Below are 12,308 nucleotides of genomic sequence, written 5' to 3' on the forward strand. Positions count from 1 at the left end.
CGGACGACTTCCTGAGGAGCCGTCCCGGGTTCGGCACCGAGGGAGGAGCACGATGCGCACACCGCTGGACGTCCTCACGCTCGACGCCCTGCGCCGCCGGACGTCGGTGAAGTGGCGCGCGTTCGACCCCGACGTGCTGCCGCTGTTCGTCGCGGAGATGGACGTCGCACCGTGCGAGGCCGTCGTCGACGCGGTGACCGCCGCCCTGCGCGCGGGGGACACGGGCTACGACGTCGGCACCACCTACGGTGAGGCGTACGCACGGTTCGCCGCGCGCCGGTGGGGCTGGTCGTTCGATGCCTCGACGTCGCGCGCGCTGCCCGACGTCATGCTCGCGATCGTCGAGGTGCTGCGCGTGCTCACGGCCCCGGGCGACGCGGTCGTCGTGAACCCGCCGGTCTACCCGCCGTTCTACGGCTTCACCGCGAACGAGGGGCGGCGCGTCGTCGACGCGCCGCTGGGCACCGACGGGCGGCTCGACCTCGACGCGCTCGAGCGCGCGTTCGCGGACGCGACGGGCGTCGCCGCGAACGGGCGCGGCCCCGGGAGCGGGCGCCGCGCCGTCTGGCTCGTGTGCAACCCGCAGAACCCCACCGGCACGACGCACACGCCCGCCGAGCTCGAGGCGGGGCTCGCGCTCGCCGCTCGGTACGGGGTGCGCGTCGTCGCGGACGAGATCCACGCCCCGCTCACCCGCCCCGGGCTCGACGGGCACCCCGCGACGACCCACACGCCGCTCCTCGCCGTCCCCGGATCGGACACCGCCGTCGCGATCGTCTCGGCGTCCAAGGCCTGGAACCTCCCGGGCCTCAAGGCCGCCGCGGCGGTCGCCGGCCCGGGCGCCGCGGACGACCTGCGGCGCATCCCCGAGGAGGCTGGTCACGGCGTGCAGCACGTGTCGGTGCTCGCGCACGTCGCCGCGCTCGACCACGGCGAGGCGTGGCTCGACGCGGTCCTCGCGGGCGTCGAGCGCAACGCGTGGCTCCTCACCGACCTCCTCGCGGAGCACCTGCCCGGGGTGCGGTACCGCCCGGGCGAGGCGACCTACCTCGCCTGGCTCGACGGGCGCGGTCTCCCCGACGGTGCGGGGGCGGACCCGCGCGGCTGGTTCCTCGACCGGGCGCGCGTCGCGCTCGAGGACGGCCGTCGGTTCGGCCCCGGCGGCGACGGTCACGTGCGGCTCAACCTCGCGACCGGCGTCGACGTGCTCACCGAGGCGGTCGCGCGCATGGGGGAGTCGGTGCGCGCGGCGGCCTGAGTGCCGCGCGCCGGTCCGGGTGGTCGCCGCCGATGACTCCGCCCGCCCCGGCCGGTCATCACACCGACCGACGCCCCCACCCCCTCCGGAGGACCGCATGCCGTTCGAACCCGTCGCCCTGGACCGTACGTTCACCGCGCCCGTCGGCGTCGACGTCAAGGGCGACACCTGGCCGTGCGTCGAGGTGCCGGAGGCGCGCGAGCTCTTCGGATCCCTGCGGTCGGTGCGGGTCGACGCGACCGTCGACGACGTGCCGCTGCGGAACGTCGGGCTCATGCCGACCGGGTCCGGCGGCCTGATGCTGTCGCTCAACGCGGCCGTGCGCAAGCGCCTCGGCAAGGATGTCGGCGATACGGTCACCGTCCGCCTCGAGCGCCGCCTGAGCTGAGGCCGGACCGCCCGGCACCCGTCCCGCGCGACGCACGCCCCACCGGCGCGCGTGTCGCGCGGGATGGGCAGCGCTCCCCATCGCGGCGGAGGTCCGCGCCGCGTAGCGTCGGCGTGCGACCGTCGAGACGAGGCTGTCGACACACGTGCGCGCGAGAGGACGCGCGCAGGTGCTGGGAGGAGACGGCATGAGCGGCATGTGGGGCGCCGACGTCCGGGCGCTGCGTGCGCTCGCGTCGACCCTGCGCGGCGGCGCGGACGCCCTGCGGGCACACCGTGCGCAGGTCACGTCGGTCGTCGACGCCGCGACCCGGTGGGAGGGGCCCGACGCCGCGGAGTTCCGCAGCGACTGGTCGTCCACCCTCGGTCCATCGCTGGTGACGACCGCGACCCTCCTCGACGCCGCGGCCGACCAGCTCGCCGCCGACGCCGACCAGCAGGAGTCCGCGAGCAGCGACGGCGGCGGCGCCCTGGGCGGCCCAGGCGGCGGCCCGACACCGGGGCCGGGCAGCCAGCAGCCGACCGTCCCCACCCCGACCCCCGCCGAGTACGCCGCGATGGACGCGAGCGAGCGCGCGGACTGGCTCGAGAACGCGACGGACGCCCAGGTCGCCGCGCTCTACGCGCAGCTCGTGCGGCTCGGCGTCGACCCCGACTCCCCCGGCTTCTCCGACCTTGCCGTCGCGCACTGGACGCGCGTCGCGGCCGGGGAGGCGGGCTTCGACTTCGCCGACTGGGACCCGTCCGCCGGGGCGTCGGCCAACCGCGAGATCATCGAGGGCGTCTACACGTACTACGGCGAGCTCTACCTCGACCAGCCGTGGATGCAGTGGGCCGGCATGGCTGCGATGATCGGGCCGTCGTTCGCCGCCGGGTTCTTCGACCTCGACATGATGCGGCAGCTCGCGCAGGGCGTCGCGACGGGGGCCCAGGCGCTCCCGCCCGGCGTCGACCGTGCGGCCCTCGAGACGATCGCGAACATGTCCGACGCCGAGCTCGCGTTCTACGAGAACCAGTTCCTGTCCATGCAGCGCGAGATCTTCGTCGACCAGGCCGTCATGCACGAGGCGTACCTGAACGGCGGCATGGAGGAGATGGAGCGGCTGCTCGAGGCCGGCGTCATCGACGACGCCGCGTACCAGGCATGGTCGGACATCGAGGCCGGTCGAGCCGGCGACGCGCAGGCGCTCGCGGACGGCAACACCGCGCTGCTGTGGCGCGAGCAGAACCAGATCATCGCCGACGACTGGCAGACAATGCGCGGCCACCCCGTCACGGGCGAGGCGTTCACCTACCTCATGACGCTCGTCGGGGAGCCGTCCATCCCGGGCGCGGGTACGTACGCGCAGTACGACCCCTTCACGGTGAGCGTCGAGACGCCCGGCCCGGAGAACCTCGGCATCCCGTTCACGGGCATCTCGTTCGACAACCCCGTGCAGGGCACGGTGACGGTCGAGACACCGCTCCCGGGCGGCAACATCGCCGACCAGGCGACCCGCTGGGAGTACATCTCGAACGACACGCTGCCCGCGTACCAGCAGCTCGTCACCCAGCACCCGGACCAGGCCGCGCAGATCATCGGCACCGACGTGTCCGACCGGATCGACGACTACCGGCTCACGAACCCCGCACGCATCGGTCGCATCCTTGACAGACTGACCGAGTGGGACGTGGACGTGGACCAGTGAGCCGGCTCGGCGCGGGCGGGCGGCGACGGGCGGCTGCGCGGTCCGCGGTCGTCCTGCTCGCCGGGTCCCTCGCCCTGACGGGGTGCACGGTGACGTTCGGCGACCCGGACGACGCGACCACGAGCCCGGCCGGGATGGGTACGGCGCCCGGCGGGACGTCGTCGGGCGGCGAGACGGGGACGACGATCGAGGACATCGAGAGGGGCGAGCCCATGCGCTGGGACGTGAGCAGGCCGATCACCGCGGAGTCCGTGGGGCTGGGCGAGTCGCAGGCCGTCGTGCAGGTGCCCGACGGCGCGGCGCAGGTGGAGCTGACCCTCCCCGACGGCACGTGGTCGACCACGGCCGAGGAGCTGACGATCCAGCCGCGCCGGGGCTACGTGAGCACGATCAACGTGTTCCGCACCCTGTCCGGCGGGCAGGCGGTCCACGACCAGCTCGTCGCCGACGCGGACGCCCTCGGCTTCCCCCGCTCCCAGGTGGACCGCTGGCTCGACGAGCTGCCCGCCGCGCTCGACGCGTCGCGCGCGGGCGGGACCCGCGAGCGCACCGGCATCAACGGCTCCAACGGCGACGTCGTGACGTCGGTGCAGATCAGCCACGAGCCCGGGCCGGGCGGCGACGAGAGCATCCGGCTCTGGTACGCGATCAGCCCGGTCACCCCGGACTGACGCTCCCTCCGAAGTCGCGGGCGCCGGGCAGGACGTGAAGAAGCCGGGGACGAACCGAGCCGGTTCGTCCCGAGCGTCCGGGACGTCCGGGGCGTGAGGTAGCGTCCCTCCCGTCCCGACGGCACGGAGCAGGGGAGCAACGAGTGAGCAGCGTCGCGCACGACCACGGCCGGACGACCACGCAGGACCGGCCGCGCGTCCGGCACCGGGCCGTGCGCTGGGCGAGCGCCGCGGCGCTCGCACCCGTGCTGGCCCTGCCGCTCGCGGCGTGCACGCCCGACCGGCCGGAGGCGCAGGACGCGGCAGACGCGCTCGCGCAGGCGATCCAGGCGGGCGACGTGAGCGACCTGGAGTTCCGCAACGGCGCGGCCGCGGACGTCCAGGGCCACCTCGAGGCGGTGCTCGAGCCGCTCGCGCCGTACGAGCGCACGGTCGAGGTCTCGGCGGTGGACGTCGACGAGGAGGGTGACGACGCGGGCGACCGTGCGACGGCGACGCTCGCCTACAGCTGGGAGGTCGCGGGCGAGCAGGCCTGGGAGTACACGACGACGGCGGAGCTGTCGTTCGTGGAGCCTGCCGACGGCGAGGACGGGCCCGGGGCGTGGGACGTCGTGTGGGAGCCGGACGTGCTCGTCCCCGAGCTCGGCCAGGGCGACCGGATCGCGGTGAACCGGGTGCCCGCCGTGCGCGCGGGCATCCTCGGTGCCGACGACGTCCCGATCGTCCAGGACCGGCCGGTCTATCGCATCGGCGTCGACAAGACGCTCGTCGCCTCGGGCGCGTGGGACCGCGCCGCACGCGAGCTCGCCGCGGTCGTCGGGCTCGACCCCGAGGAGTACGCGCAGCGCGTCGCCGGGGCGGGGGAGAAGGCGTTCGTCGAGGCGATCACGGTCCGTACCGAGGACACGGCGGGGGTGGACGTCGACGCGGCGCGCGGCGTCGACGGCGTCCGCGTGCTGGACGACGAGCTGCCGCTCGCGCCGACGCGCGAGTTCGCGCGCCCCATCCTCGGGCGCGTGGGGGACGCGACGGCGGAGATCGTCGAGGAGTCCGAGGGGGCCATCGCCGCGGGCGACCAGGTCGGGCTCTCGGGCCTTCAGCGCCAGTACGACGAGCAGCTCCGGGGCGTCCCGGGCCTGTCGATCGAGATCGTGCCGGGCGAGGGCGACGCGGAGGACGAGACGACGGAGGTCTTCGCGGTCGACCCCGTGGACGGCACGCCGCTGAGCACGACGCTGCGGCCGGACATGCAGGTCGCCGCCGAGGCGGTGCTCGCGGGGCAGGGCCCGAGCGCGATCGTCGCGATCCAGCCCTCGACGGGCGCGGTGCTGGCCGCGGCGAGCTCGACGGCGGGCGAAGGGCTCTCGACCGCGACGACCGGCCAGTACGCGCCGGGCTCGACGTTCAAGGTCGCGACGACGCTCGCGATGCTCCGCGCGGGGCTCACGCCCGACACGACCGTCGCGTGCCCGCCCACGATCTCCGTGGACGGCCGCGAGTTCCAGAACGTCCCGGGCTACCCGACGGGCGCGCTCGGCGACGTCCCGCTGCGCACCGCGTTCGCGAACTCGTGCAACACCGCGATGATCGGGCAGCGGGACACGGTGACGCAGCAGGCGCTGCACGACGCCGCGGCGTCGCTCGGGCTGGGCGTCGAGTCCGAGCTGGGCGCGCCCGCGTTCTTCGGCGACGTCCCCACCGATTCGCAGGGCACCGAGCACGCCGCCTCGATGATCGGGCAGGGCAAGGTCCAGGCCTCGCCGCTCGCGATGGCGACGGTCGCGGCGAGCGTCGCCGCCGGGCACACGGTGTCGCCGGTCCTGGTCCACCCGGACGTGCAGACCGTCGCCGACGAGGAGCCCGCGGGGACCCTCACCGAGGAGGAGGCGACGACGCTGCGCGGTCTCATGCGCGCCGTCGTCACCGAGGGCTCGGCGTCGATCCTCCAGGACCTGCCGGGCGAGCCCGGAGCCAAGACGGGCACTGCCCAGTACGGCGACGGCAGCCAGTCCCACGCCTGGATGATCGCGACCCAGGGCGACCTCGCGGTGGCGGTGTTCGTCGAGACGGGCGACGGCGGCGCCGTCACCGCGGGTCCGCTGATGCACGCGTTCCTCGACGCGCCGAACGGCTGATCGTCGTTCTCCTCCGACGCCCGGAATAGGACCGGGCGCGGGGTGGTTGTCCACGAACGGGTATGATCGGTTGCCGCGGGCGTCGATCTGCCCGCCTCGTCAGCGAGAACCCACCGTTCCGGGAGAACCTTCGTGTTCGTCAGCGTGCCTGCCTGGCAGCTCACCCAGCGCCGCGACGTCGACCTTCGTCGAGTCGCCAGCGCGCTGTGTCGCTGACCCCCGTCGCCGCTGACGCCTTCCCGCCTCGCACACCCGTCAGGATCCTGGGTCGCCTCGCGACCTGAGCCGCTGACGTGCGCGCCGCGCGCCCCTGCCGTCAGGACGCAGGACTCTTCCGTGCCCTGACGCCCTGCTCCGGGCCGCGCTGCTGCCGGCGGCCCCGCGACGACGTCCCGAGCCCCTCTCCCGAGAGCGGGCGCTCGTGCGCCCGCGTCACCCCGAAAGGTCCCCTGTGTCCTCGACCCCCTCGTCGGCCGTCTCGAAGGCCGACCCGCAGCAGGCGAGCCAGGCCCCGGCCTCGGCGCCCGCGAAGAAGAAGCGCCGGTTCCCCTCGTTCAGCGTCCAGATCCTGCTCGGCCTCGCGGTCGGCGTCGGCCTCGGTGCCGTCGCCCTCGCGATGGGCCCGCAGGACGCCGCGGGCGAGGTCCCCAACGGCCTCACCACGACCCTCGACACGATCGGCTCGTCGTTCGTCACGCTGCTCAAGGCGGTCGTGCCGCCGCTGATCTTCACCGCGATCGTCGCGTCGATCGCGAACCTGCGCACCGTCACCAACGCCGCGCGCCTCGCCGGCCAGACGCTCCTGTGGTTCGCCATCACGGCCGCGATCTCCGTGGCCGTCGGCATCGGCCTGGGCCTCCTGTTCCAGCCCGGGAACCGCGCGTCGGTCTCGCTCGACGCCGCGTCCGAGCCCGGCCGCACCGGCACGTGGCTCGACTTCCTCAACGGCCTCATCCCGGGCAACGTCCTGGGCCTCGGCGCGAGCACGCAGGTCGAGGTGACCGACGCCGGCGCGACCGCCAGCACCTCGGTGAACTTCAACGTGCTGCAGATCCTCGTCGTCGCGCTGGTCATCGGCATCGCGGCGCTCAAGTCGGGCAAGAAGGCGGACCCGTTCCTCGCCTTCAACCGTTCCGCGCTCGCGATCGTGCAGAAGGTGCTGTGGTGGATCATCCGCCTCGCGCCGATCGGCACCGCCGGCCTCATCGGCTACGCCATCGCGGCGTACGGCTGGACGTCCCTCGCGTCGCTCGCGTGGTTCGCCGTCGCGATCTACGTCGGCCTCGCGGTCGTGCTGTTCGTGGTCTACCCGATCCTGCTGCGCACCAACGGCCTGAAGATCTCGAGCTACTTCAAGGGCGCCTGGCCCGCGATCCAGCTCGCGTTCGTCTCGCGCTCCTCGATCGGCACGCTGCCCGTGACCCAGCGCGTCACCGAGCGCAACCTCGGCGTGCCGAGCGAGTACGCGTCGTTCGCCGTGCCGCTGGCCGCGACCACCAAGATGGACGGTTGCGCCTCGATCTACCCGGCCATCTCGGCGATCTTCGTCGCGCAGATCTTCGGCATCGACCTGTCGATCACCGACTACCTGCTCATCGCGTTCGTGTCCGTCGTCGGCTCTGCCGCGACCGCCGGCCTCACCGGCGCGATCGTCATGCTGACCCTCACGCTCTCGACCGTGGGCCTGCCCCTCGCGGGCGTCGGCCTGCTGCTCGCGATCGACCCGATCCTCGACATGGGCCGCACCGCGGTGAACGTCGCGGGCCAGGCGCTCGTGCCGACGATCGTCGCCAAGCGCGAGGGCATCCTCGACCTCGAGCAGTACGAGGCCGCCACGGCCGAGGACCTCTTCGTGGACGAGGACGACGACGCGCAGTCCGAGGCGACCACGGGGACGTCCGAGACCGCGGAGACCGCGCCGTCGGGCACCAAGGAGCCGGTGGGCGCCTCCGCCTGACGCCGAGCACGCGCTCACGCGCTGTCGAACACGACATGGGTGCCGTTATCCACGGGATAACGGCACCCATGTCGTTCTCGGCGTCAGGGCTGGGGGCGACCCTCGCGCAGGACCGTGAGGCGGGAGCGGTACTCCTGCTCGTCGATCTCGCCGCGCGCGTACCGCTCGCCGAGGATCGCGACCGGGTCCGGGCCGGCGGTGCGCCACGCGCCGGGTCCTCCCGGGCCCCAGCCGCGTCGGGCCCGCCGGGCGATCAGGAAGATCACGGACGCGAACAGCAGGAACCACAGCAGGGGGAAGACGAACCACCACGGCCCGGGCCCCCAGCCCGCGTGGCCCCACGACGCGACGGCGTCCGTGGGGAGGGCGCTCGCGGCCCCGGTGAGTGCGGTGAGCATGACGACCTCCGGTGTCGGTGCGCCCCGCCGGTCGGCGGGGGCGGCCGCTTCCCGGCCGCATGTCCAGGCTTCCCCGTGGCCGACCTCGCGTCGTCACCCCGGCGTGCCGTCCTCGCTCGTCCCGTGGTGCCGGTCAGCCCGCCCAGCCCGCGCGCACGAGCCCGGACTCGTAGGCCGCGACGACGAGCTGTGCGCGGTCGCGGGCGCCCACCTTGGCCATGACACGCGACACGTGCGTCTTCACGGTCGACTCCGACAGGTAGAGCGTGCCCGCGATCTCCTCGTTCGACAGCCCGCCCGCGACCTCGACGAGCACCTCGCGCTCGCGCGGCGTGAGCTCCTCGACGCCGCGCACCGGCCCGACGGCGCGCGTCGCGTCGGCGACCCGGGACAGGAGGCGCCGGGTCACCGTGGGGGAGAGCAGCGCGTCGCCGCGCGCCGCGACGCGCACGGCACGGACGAGGTCGACGGGCTCGGTGTCCTTGACGAGGAAGCCGCTCGCGCCGCCCCGGATCGCGTCGGTCACGTACTCGTCGAGCTCGAACGTCGTGACGACCACGACGTGCACGTGGGACGCCGCGCGGTCGGCGACGATCCGCCGGGTCGCCTCGAGCCCGTCGAGGCCGGGCATCCGGATGTCCATGAGCACGACGTCGGGCAGGTGCTCCAGCGCGAGGCGGACGGCGTCGTCCCCGGTCGCGGCCTCGGCGACGACGCGCATGTCGTCCTCGGAGTCGATGAGCGCACGGAAGCCCCCGCGCACGAGCGCCTGGTCGTCGGCCAGCACGACGTCGATCATGGTGCCTCCTCGCGCTGCAGCGATTCCTCCTCGGACCGCCCGGTGGTGCTCGGCCGAGGCGTGGTGCCCGGCCAGGGAAAGACTGCCCGCACGCGGAAGCCGCGTCCAGCGGTGCCGGAGCCCGCTCCCGCTCCCGCGCCCGGGGCCGGACCGGGCACCGGTCCCGCCACGAGCGACCCGTGGACGCTCTCGACGCGCTCGCGCATCCCGCGCAGTCCGTAGCCGGGATCGGGCTCCGACACCGCGCCCGTGCCGTCGTCGGTGACCGTCACCGTCACGCGGCGCGCGGCGCGGTCCCCGTCCGCACCGGCGTCGTCCAGGTCGGCCGCGGACCCGCTGCCGGCGTCGACGACGACGCGGACGTCGACGTGCGTCGCGCCGTGCGCGTGCCGCCGCACGTTCGTCAGGGCCTCCTGCACCACGCGGTAGACGACCCCGGCGAGCCGGTCGGGCAGTCCGGCTGTGGCCGGGTCCACGGCGAGCGCGACCGCGAGCCCGCCTCCCTCCGCCTGCCGCACGAGCCGGGGGAGCGCGGCGAGATCCCATGTCGGGGCGAGCGGAGCGCCGTCGTCGCCCGTCCGGCCGCCCGTGCGCGACTCCCCACGCACGACGCCGAGCACAGCCCGGACCTCGTCGAGCGCCTCGGTGCTCGTCGCGCGGATCGCGGACAGGGCGCTGCGGGCCTGGTCCGGGTCGCGGTCGAGGAGGTGAAGGCCGACGCCCGCCTGCACGGTGATCGCGGAGAGCGAGTGCGCGAGGACGTCGTGGACCTCGCGCGCGATGCGCAGCCGCTCGTCCGCGACGGCCGTGCGTTCACGCTCGGCACGCGCGACCTGCTCGGCCTCGCGCGCGGCGGCGATGCGCGCGGACCGGTCGCGGATCCCGCCCGCGACGAGCAGCACGACGACGGTCCACGCCGCCCCGCCGAGGAGCGTCGCCGGCGGCGGGGCGTCGGGACGCAGCGCCGCGGCCGCGACGACGGCCCCCGCGAGCAGCACGGCCCCGCCCCACGCCACGCGACGCCCGCGCTCCGCAGACCCGCTGAGGAGGACCCCCACGAGCACGCCGACGGGTCCGGCGAGCACGGGGCCCCACGCGTACCCGGCGACGAGGAAGGTCGCGGCCGTCGCGACGGACACCGCCACGGCGACGACCGGGCGGGGCACGAGGAGCACGAGGACGAGCGGGGAGACGAGGAGCAGGGCGACGCCGACGAGGTCGAGCGGACGGGCGCCCGGCTGACCGTGCGTCGCGCCCACCGACCCGAGCACCGAGACCACCGCGAGCACCACGGCGAGGAACGCCCGGGGGCGGCGACGGTCGAGCGGGCCCATGCGTCGCACGCTACGCCGCACCCGGCCGGGCCGCGTCCGACCGGGGTGCCGGGCGTCGTCGTCCCGGGGTGCCGTGCGGGGGCGGCCCACGCCCCCGAGCGGCCCGGCCCGCCCGGGTGTCACACGCGAGGCCCCGCCGGTGTCTCATGCCCGACACCCCCGTCAGCACCGCACGGGCACGACACGAGACACGCAGGAGGAGACATGACGACACGAGTGCCGCCCACCGAGGTCACCGGGCTCTACGGCTCCCTGGTCAAGCGCGCGACCCGCTCGATGTTCGGCGAGGTGCCGGAGTCGATCGGCGTGCTGTGGCACCACCCCGCGGTCTTCAAGGACCTCATGGGCGTGGGGCGGAAGTCCGAGAAGTGGGACCGGCTGGACCCGAACCTGGCGACGTTCGCGCAGATGGCGTCGGCCGCGACGGTCGGCTGCGAGTTCTGCCTCGACCTGCACTACTTCCGGTCGCGCAACGAGGGCCTGGACGAGGTGAAGGCCCGCGAGGTGCCGCGCTGGCGCGAGTCGGCGCTGTTCACCCCCGTCGAGCGGCGGGTCATGGAGTACGCGGAGGGGATGAGCCAGACCCCGCCCGCGGTGACGGACGAGCTGTCCGCCGCGTTGCTGGACGACCTCGGCCCGGCGGGGCTCGTCGAGCTCGCGGCGCGCGTCGGGCTGATGAACGCCACGGCCCGGTCCAACGTCGCGCTCGGCATCCGGTCCGAGGAGTTCGCGGCGTCGTGCGGGCTGCCGCCGATCGCGCCACGGTCCGTCGCGGCGGCTCCGGCCGTAGGGTCGGACGCATGAGCGACGACCCCTTCGTCCGCCACCGCAGCCTGCTCTTCACCGTCGCGTACGAGCTCCTCGGCTCGGCCGCCGACGCGGAGGACGTCGTCCAGGAGACGTGGCTGCGGTGGGCGGAGGTCGACCACGCGCAGGTGCGCGACGCGCGCGCCTACCTCGTGCGGATCGTCACGCGGCAGTCGCTCAACCGGCTGCGGACCCTGGCGCGGCGCCGGGAGGACTACGTGGGCGAGTGGCTGCCCGAGCCGCTCCTCACGAGCCCCGACGTCGCCGAGGACGTCGAGCTGGCGGAGAGCGTCTCCATGGCGATGCTCACGGTGCTCGAGACGCTCGGCCCCACGGAGCGCGCGGTGTTCGTGCTGCGCGAGGTGTTCGACGTGCCGTTCGACGAGATCGCCGAGGCGGTCGGCAAGTCGCCGGCCGCCGTGCGGCAGGTCGCCCACCGGGCACGCGGTCACGTCGCCGCGCGTCGCCCGCGCGTCCAGGTGGACCGGACGGAGCAGGAGCGGGTCGTCGAGCGCTTCCTCACGTCGGTCCTCACAGGCGACCTCCAGGGTCTCCTCGACGTCCTCGCGCCCGACGTCGTCGCGGTGGCCGACGGCGGCGGCCTCGCCCGGGCGGCGCGCAGGCCGATCGTGGGCGCCGAGCGCGTCGCCGCGTACCTCGTCGGTGGACTGCGCACGACGCGCGGCGAGATCACCGCGACACCGGTGTGGATCAACGGCGCGCCGGGACTGCGCATCGCGCTGGACGGCGAGCTCGCGACGGCGGTCGCCGTCACCGTGGTGGACGGGCGCATCACGCACCTGTTCGCGGTCGCCAACCCGAGCAAGCTGGAGCGCGTCGACGCCGAGGCGGCGCTCTCTCGCTAGCCGGCCGG

12 protein-coding genes are annotated in these 12,308 nt (G+C 74.7%); 9 read left to right on the top strand and 3 right to left on the bottom strand.

What is annotated here, in order from left to right; genetic code table 11:
• Positions 1 to 52: 52 nt before the first annotated feature.
• The 7 genes from ACFWH7_RS07815 (at position 53) to ACFWH7_RS07845 (ending at position 8,096) form a co-directional block, all read left to right on the top strand.
• The gene (locus tag ACFWH7_RS07815; protein ID WP_378215925.1) at positions 53 to 1,258 is read left to right on the top strand and encodes a MalY/PatB family protein; all 1,206 of its coding nucleotides are present in this window, start codon (positions 53 to 55) and stop codon (positions 1,256 to 1,258) included.
• Positions 1,259 to 1,355: 97 nt separating this feature from the next.
• On the top strand, positions 1,356 to 1,646 hold the full coding sequence (locus ACFWH7_RS07820; RefSeq protein ID WP_378215927.1) for a DUF1905 domain-containing protein: 291 nt from the start codon (positions 1,356 to 1,358) through the stop codon (positions 1,644 to 1,646).
• Positions 1,647 to 1,833: 187 nt separating this feature from the next.
• Positions 1,834 to 3,333, top strand: coding sequence for a WXG100 family type VII secretion target (locus ACFWH7_RS07825; RefSeq protein WP_378215928.1), 1,500 nt, complete (start codon positions 1,834 to 1,836; stop codon positions 3,331 to 3,333).
• Complete coding sequence (locus tag ACFWH7_RS07830; RefSeq protein WP_378215929.1) at positions 3,330 to 4,004, top strand: hypothetical protein; 675 nt, start codon at positions 3,330 to 3,332, stop codon at positions 4,002 to 4,004. The genes ACFWH7_RS07825 and ACFWH7_RS07830 overlap by 4 nt, the downstream gene beginning before the upstream one ends.
• 143 nt (positions 4,005 to 4,147) lie before the next feature.
• A complete protein-coding gene (locus ACFWH7_RS07835) occupies positions 4,148 to 6,139 on the top strand; it encodes a penicillin-binding transpeptidase domain-containing protein (protein WP_378215931.1) in 1,992 nt (663 codons plus the stop codon).
• 144 nt (positions 6,140 to 6,283) lie between these two features.
• Positions 6,284 to 6,355 (top strand): putative leader peptide, encoded by a 72-nt coding sequence (locus ACFWH7_RS07840; protein ID WP_369799778.1) that lies wholly within the window; start codon positions 6,284 to 6,286, stop codon positions 6,353 to 6,355.
• A 400-nt stretch (positions 6,356 to 6,755) separates the two neighbouring features.
• Positions 6,756 to 8,096, top strand: coding sequence for a dicarboxylate/amino acid:cation symporter (locus ACFWH7_RS07845; RefSeq protein WP_378215983.1), 1,341 nt, complete (start codon positions 6,756 to 6,758; stop codon positions 8,094 to 8,096).
• A gap of 83 nt (positions 8,097 to 8,179) precedes the next feature.
• Here the strand turns inward: ACFWH7_RS07845 and ACFWH7_RS07850 are convergent, their stop codons facing one another.
• From ACFWH7_RS07850 to ACFWH7_RS07860, 3 genes are all read right to left on the bottom strand, one after another.
• A complete protein-coding gene (locus tag ACFWH7_RS07850) occupies positions 8,180 to 8,494 on the bottom strand; it encodes an SHOCT domain-containing protein (protein ID WP_378215932.1) in 315 nt (104 codons plus the stop codon).
• A gap of 133 nt (positions 8,495 to 8,627) precedes the next feature.
• Positions 8,628 to 9,293 (bottom strand): response regulator, encoded by a 666-nt coding sequence (locus ACFWH7_RS07855; protein ID WP_277512672.1) that lies wholly within the window; start codon positions 9,291 to 9,293, stop codon positions 8,628 to 8,630.
• On the bottom strand, positions 9,290 to 10,627 hold the full coding sequence (locus ACFWH7_RS07860) for a sensor histidine kinase (RefSeq protein WP_378215933.1): 1,338 nt from the start codon (positions 10,625 to 10,627) through the stop codon (positions 9,290 to 9,292). Before ACFWH7_RS07860 ends, ACFWH7_RS07855 begins: the two co-directional genes overlap by 4 nt.
• 204 nt (positions 10,628 to 10,831) lie before the next feature.
• On the opposite strand from ACFWH7_RS07860, the gene ACFWH7_RS07865 reads away from it, so the two are divergent.
• Together ACFWH7_RS07865 and ACFWH7_RS07870 are read left to right on the top strand one after the other, a co-directional pair.
• Entirely contained in the window at positions 10,832 to 11,431 is a 600-nt protein-coding gene (locus ACFWH7_RS07865; protein ID WP_378215935.1) for a carboxymuconolactone decarboxylase family protein, read from the top strand.
• Positions 11,428 to 12,300: an RNA polymerase sigma-70 factor gene (locus tag ACFWH7_RS07870; protein ID WP_378215936.1), complete on the top strand. Its 873-nt coding sequence runs from the start codon at positions 11,428 to 11,430 to the stop codon at positions 12,298 to 12,300. Before ACFWH7_RS07865 ends, ACFWH7_RS07870 begins: the two co-directional genes overlap by 4 nt.
• The last annotated feature ends 8 nt before the right edge of the window (positions 12,301 to 12,308 follow it).

The sequence above is a fragment of the Cellulosimicrobium cellulans genome (assembly GCF_042723955.1).
Taxonomy (GTDB): domain Bacteria; phylum Actinomycetota; class Actinomycetes; order Actinomycetales; family Cellulomonadaceae; genus Cellulosimicrobium; species Cellulosimicrobium cellulans_H.

Bases quoted from the DNA above. Each gene is read 5' to 3' on its own strand.
- ACFWH7_RS07855 (WP_277512672.1), bottom strand. From the start codon at position 9,293: ATGATCGACGTCGTGCTGGCCGACGACCAGGCGCTCGTGCGCGGGGGC.
- ACFWH7_RS07865 (WP_378215935.1), top strand. From the start codon at position 10,832: ATGACGACACGAGTGCCGCCCACCGAGGTCACCGGGCTCTACGGCTCC.
- ACFWH7_RS07870 (WP_378215936.1), top strand. From the start codon at position 11,428: ATGAGCGACGACCCCTTCGTCCGCCACCGCAGCCTGCTCTTCACCGTC.
- ACFWH7_RS07825 (WP_378215928.1), top strand. From the start codon at position 1,834: ATGAGCGGCATGTGGGGCGCCGACGTCCGGGCGCTGCGTGCGCTCGCG.
- ACFWH7_RS07860 (WP_378215933.1), bottom strand. From the start codon at position 10,627: ATGGGCCCGCTCGACCGTCGCCGCCCCCGGGCGTTCCTCGCCGTGGTG.
- ACFWH7_RS07845 (WP_378215983.1), top strand. From the start codon at position 6,756: ATGGGCCCGCAGGACGCCGCGGGCGAGGTCCCCAACGGCCTCACCACG.
- ACFWH7_RS07820 (WP_378215927.1), top strand. From the start codon at position 1,356: ATGCCGTTCGAACCCGTCGCCCTGGACCGTACGTTCACCGCGCCCGTC.
- ACFWH7_RS07850 (WP_378215932.1), bottom strand. From the start codon at position 8,494: ATGCTCACCGCACTCACCGGGGCCGCGAGCGCCCTCCCCACGGACGCC.
- ACFWH7_RS07815 (WP_378215925.1), top strand. From the start codon at position 53: ATGCGCACACCGCTGGACGTCCTCACGCTCGACGCCCTGCGCCGCCGG.